This window comes from Bathymodiolus heckerae thiotrophic gill symbiont (assembly GCF_900128515.1).
Lineage (GTDB): Bacteria > Pseudomonadota > Gammaproteobacteria > PS1 > Pseudothioglobaceae > Thioglobus_A.
Window position 1 is genome coordinate 1 of record NZ_FQTP01000074.1, and the last position, 4,468, is coordinate 4,468.

Annotated in this window: 6 protein-coding genes; all 6 read right to left on the reverse strand. The window is 38.1% G+C overall.

From position 1 onward, the window contains the following. Nucleotides 1–450, reverse strand: a 450-nt coding sequence (gene nrdR / locus BTHERMOSOX_RS08335) for a transcriptional regulator NrdR (protein ID WP_138120623.1), incomplete at its 3' end; no start/stop codon positions are given. Between the two features lie 18 nt (nucleotides 451–468). Next, a complete protein-coding gene (gene glyA / locus BTHERMOSOX_RS08340; RefSeq protein WP_138120624.1) occupies nucleotides 469–1,722 on the reverse strand; it encodes a serine hydroxymethyltransferase in 1,254 nt (417 codons plus the stop codon). 80 nt (nucleotides 1,723–1,802) lie between these two features. Next, the gene (gene djlA, locus BTHERMOSOX_RS08345) at nucleotides 1,803–2,582 is read right to left on the reverse strand and encodes a co-chaperone DjlA (RefSeq protein ID WP_138120625.1); all 780 of its coding nucleotides are present in this window, start codon (nucleotides 2,580–2,582) and stop codon (nucleotides 1,803–1,805) included. A 332-nt stretch (nucleotides 2,583–2,914) separates the two neighbouring features. Then, a complete protein-coding gene (locus BTHERMOSOX_RS08350) occupies nucleotides 2,915–3,103 on the reverse strand; it encodes a hypothetical protein (RefSeq protein ID WP_138120626.1) in 189 nt (62 codons plus the stop codon). Nucleotides 3,104–3,234: 131 nt separating this feature from the next. Continuing rightward, nucleotides 3,235–3,978 carry a HesA/MoeB/ThiF family protein gene (locus tag BTHERMOSOX_RS08355; protein ID WP_138120627.1) on the reverse strand — a complete coding sequence of 248 codons (744 nt, stop codon included), beginning with the start codon at nucleotides 3,976–3,978 and terminating at the stop codon, nucleotides 3,235–3,237. 10 nt (nucleotides 3,979–3,988) lie between these two features. Further along, the coding region (msrA, locus tag BTHERMOSOX_RS08360; protein WP_138120631.1) for a peptide-methionine (S)-S-oxide reductase MsrA at nucleotides 3,989–4,468 on the reverse strand (480 nt) is incomplete at its 5' end.

Here is a 4,468-nt window from a genome sequence, read left to right on the forward strand (position 1 = left end):
CTTACTCATGAGTTTATCAATCTCATTTTTAAAGGCTTCAATGTCTTGAAATTGACGATACACAGATGCAAAGCGAATATAAGCCACTTCATCAAGCGCTTTAAGTTCTTCCATTACCCATTCGCCAATTTTGGCTGAAGACACCTCACGCTCAGCTTGAGTCATCAACTTGCGCTCTATACGCTGAATTGCCGTTTCGATTTGAGAAGTTTTAACTGGGCGTTTTTCTAAGGCTTTTAATAAACCAGAGCGTAGTTTCTCTTCACTAAAAGATTCACGAGATTCATCGCTTTTAATTAAACGTGGAAGGTTTAAATCAACGGTTTCACGAGTTGAATAGCGCTCACCACAAGAAGTACACTCACGACGACGACGCACTTGTGATCCATCATCAATTAAACGAGTATCTAATACCTTGGTATCATCAGATTGACAAAATGGACAGCGCATCCCCCCCCTAAATTTACTTTATTTATATACTGGATGTGCCGCACAAAGTTTTATCACTTTAGCTTGCACTTCATCAATCACTGACTGATTATCAAGATCATCACAAATATCACAAATCCATGTAGCAAGATTAGCACAATCAGTTTCATCAAATCCACGTGTTGTCGCCGCTGGTGTACCAACGCGAATACCACTGGTTACAAATGGTGATTGTGGATCGTTTGGTACTGCGTTCATATTAACGGTAATGTGTGCTGCACCTAACGCTGCGTCAACTGCTTTACCAGTTAATCCTTGATCAATAAAACTTACTAAGAACAAATGATCGTCAGTACCGCCAGAAACTACATCAAAACCGCGCTCAATAAAAGTTTTTGCCATTGCTTGCGCATTAACCTTAACTTGTTTTTGGTAAGCCTTATAGTCATCACTCATTGCCTCTTTAAAGCAAACTGCTTTCGCTGCAATGATATGCATTAACGGACCACCTTGAATGCCCGGGAAAATCGCAGAGTTTAATTTCTTTTCAATTTCTTCATTAGCTTTAGCTAAAATCAAACCACCACGAGGGCCACGAAGTGTTTTATGAGTTGTTGTGGTGGTCACATCAGCAATAGCTACTGGAGATGGATATTCACCCGTTGCAATTAAGCCAGCAACGTGCGCCATATCAACCATTAAATATGCGCCAATATCATCAGCGATATCTCTAAATTTCTGCCAATCAACCACACGTGAATACGCTGAGAAACCTGCAATAATCATTTTTGGCTTGTGTTCTTTTGCCAATGCCTTAACTTGAGCATAGTCAATTTCACCGGTTGATTCATCTAAGCCATACTGAATAGCATTGAAGTTTTTGCCAGAAAATGAAGGCTTTGCACCATGTGTTAAATGACCACCATGTGCAAGACTCATACCCAAAATGGTATCGCCCGGCACTAACAATGCTTGGAAAACTGCAGCATTTGCCTGAGAGCCAGAATGCGGCTGCACATTGGCATAATCTGCACCAAATAATTCTTTGGCGCGATCAATAGCTAATTGCTCAACTACATCTACATGCTCACAACCACCGTAGTAACGCTTTCCAGGATAACCTTCTGCGTACTTATTAGTTAGCTGAGAACCTTGCGCTTCCATCACCGCAGGTGAGGTGTAGTTTTCACTAGCGATTAATTCAATGTGTGCTTCTTGGCGCATCTCTTCTGCAATAATTGCATTGGCAATATCAACGTCTACGATGGCTAAAGTTTGTGATTTATCAAACATAATTTTCCTTGTGAATTTTAGAATTATTTTATCTCATTTTACAAATTGGCAAAGTATATATCTGCTAATAAAAAAGGGGTTTATTGTGACTTTCTTGATTTTTTAATCTGTCGATAAGCGGCATTAATTTCTTGAGTTTTTTCTGTAGCTAATCGAATCATTTCTTCTGGCAAGCCTTTAGAGACCAACTTATCAGGATGATGCTGAGCCATTAAACGACGATAGGCGGTTTTCATTTCCCCGTCGGTTACTGAAGATTCAATACCTAAAACTGCATAAGCGTCATCAATACTTGCGCTTGTTTGCTGAGCAGAATCTGCATAATGTTGTTGAGCGCCAACCATTTTAATTAGTTGATCAATATGTACTGCATTAAAACCCAGTTGTTGTGCCACATAATAAAGTGCTTTTTTCTCATCAGCATGTAACACGCCATCGGCCAATGCAGTAGAGATCAAAATCTCCAAAAACATTTGCAATAAATTACTACGACGATGACACTCACGACGAAACTGCAGTAGAATATCAGCTATCGGAAAATCATCTTGCTTGCCTTGATTAAACAAAGAGATGGCTGCTTTTCTTTGCTCAGGCATTAGACGCATATTAGTCATCACCTGCTCAGCCATAGATATTTCCGACGCTGAGACTTTGCCATCAGCCTTAGCCAAATAACCCATGATTGAAAATGTAGCCGTAAAAAATGCTACTTGTGTACGCTCTGTATCGCCAATACCGATACGTTCGCCACCCAACCCTTGATCAATTCGATGTCCAAAAGTAGCGCCAATAATTGCACCTAGTGGGCCTCCCATCATAAACCCGAGGCCACTACCGATTGCTTTTCCCCACCAACTCATATACTTATTTATTAAATTAAAAATATGGTCATTATTATAGCAAAATTAGTCAAATTAAAATTAGCTAAAAAAAACGACCACTCAACCAAAATATTATTAAAAAAATATCATAAATAATGAAAATTAGAGTTAATAAGGATACTTTTACATACAAATTAGTCAAAATACTGATATAAGTAACCACTATTTAGCTAAAAATGGCTATTTACACTCAAAACATGACCTTAAACTAGCTTGCCAATATAAATTTAGAAAATTTTAACAATGGCAAAAATTAGGCAATAAAAAAAGCCGCATAAATGCGGCTTTTCTTGCAATAATCTGATTAAAAATTATGGCTGCTTAGGAGTCTCGTAAGGAACTTCAGTTTGAACAGAACTCCACTCAGTTGTATAACCAACATGAAAACCTGGCTCTACTTCGCCATCTTTGTTTCTGTTTTGAGTTGTTGTCACTTGGTGTTTACCCTCTTGACCAACTACGCCTGTAGGAACCTTAGGTCTTTGCATTTGTCCGCTCATATTCTACTCCTAGAAAATCTTAAAATATCCGTTGTAAGATGCTACAACTTAAAAATACTTTAATTAAATAATTAATTGCGACAATTATACAGCGATGTCTAACAATTTTTGTGTTTTTTTTATGTTAAAAATTAGCTTGACTGGCAAACTGGACAATTAGCATCTTTGCTAATTTTTACCGATCTAAAACTAAGATCTAGCGCATCAATAATCATTAATTTGCCAAGCAACTGCTCGCCAAGATTTAGCACCACTTTGGCAGCTTGTAATGCTTGCATAGTTCCTAACACGCCTGCTACAGGTGCCAAAATTCCATTGTTAGTACAGTTTTCATTACTATTACCTTCTTTTGAATATAAGCACTGATAGCACGGCTGATCAACTTCATAACCTTTAAAAACACTAAGCTGGCCTTCGAAGCGAATAACTGCTGCAGATACCAATGGTTTTTTTAATGTCACGCAAGCTTGGTTGATTTTAAAGCGTGTGTCAAAATTGTCAGTACCATCCAAAACAATATCAGACTGCCCCACCCATTTAGCTAAATTATTTTCATCAAGATCACTTACACTGGTGATTTTAATAGTTGGATTAATTGCCTGCATTTTTTGTTTGGCAGAATCAACCTTTAACTTGCCAATATCGTTCGTGTGATGAATTATTTGACGCTGCAAGTTAGACAATTCTACCGTGTCAAAATCAGCAATGATAAGATGGCCCACACCTGCAGCAGCTAAATAAAGTGCAGTTGGTGCACCAAGACCACCCATACCAATTAACAACATGGTTGAGCCGAGTAATGCCTCTTGACCTTCTATACCCACTTCTGGCAGCATTATTTGTCGAGAATATCTAAGTAATTGTTGATCGTTCATAAGGTGTATTTTATGGTTTTTTAGCAAAAAATTTGTTGATTTTAGGCGTGATTAGTGCCGTACAATAAGGTTGATTTGAATTATTATTAAAATAATTCTGATGATAATCCTCTGCTGGATAAAACACATCTAATGCACTTACTTCAGTAACCACTTGAGCATTCATTTTTTGAATAAATTGATTGGTCTGTGCTTGTTGATCAACGCTTATATAAAACACAGCAGAGCGATACTGAGTACCTTTGTCGTTACCTTGTTGATTAAGTGTGGTTGAATCATGCGTGGCAAAAAATACTTCCAACAACAGCTTAAACGTTATTAAAGACTCATCAAATTCAATCTTTACCACTTCGGCATGGCCAGATACTCCTGTACAGATATCTTGGTAAGTTGGATTTTTAACCTGGCCATTACAATAGCCAGATTCCACGCCACTAACGCCTTCAATACGCTGAAAAATAGCTTCAACACACCAGAAACATCCGCCGGC

Excerpts from the sequence above, each read along its gene's own strand:
- glyA (WP_138120624.1), bottom strand. The coding sequence starts at position 1,722 with ATGTTTGATAAATCACAAACTTTAGCCATCGTAGACGTTGATATTGCC.
- djlA (WP_138120625.1), bottom strand. The coding sequence starts at position 2,582 with ATGAGTTGGTGGGGAAAAGCAATCGGTAGTGGCCTCGGGTTTATGATG.
- BTHERMOSOX_RS08350 (WP_138120626.1), bottom strand. The coding sequence starts at position 3,103 with ATGAGCGGACAAATGCAAAGACCTAAGGTTCCTACAGGCGTAGTTGGT.
- BTHERMOSOX_RS08355 (WP_138120627.1), bottom strand. The coding sequence starts at position 3,978 with ATGAACGATCAACAATTACTTAGATATTCTCGACAAATAATGCTGCCA.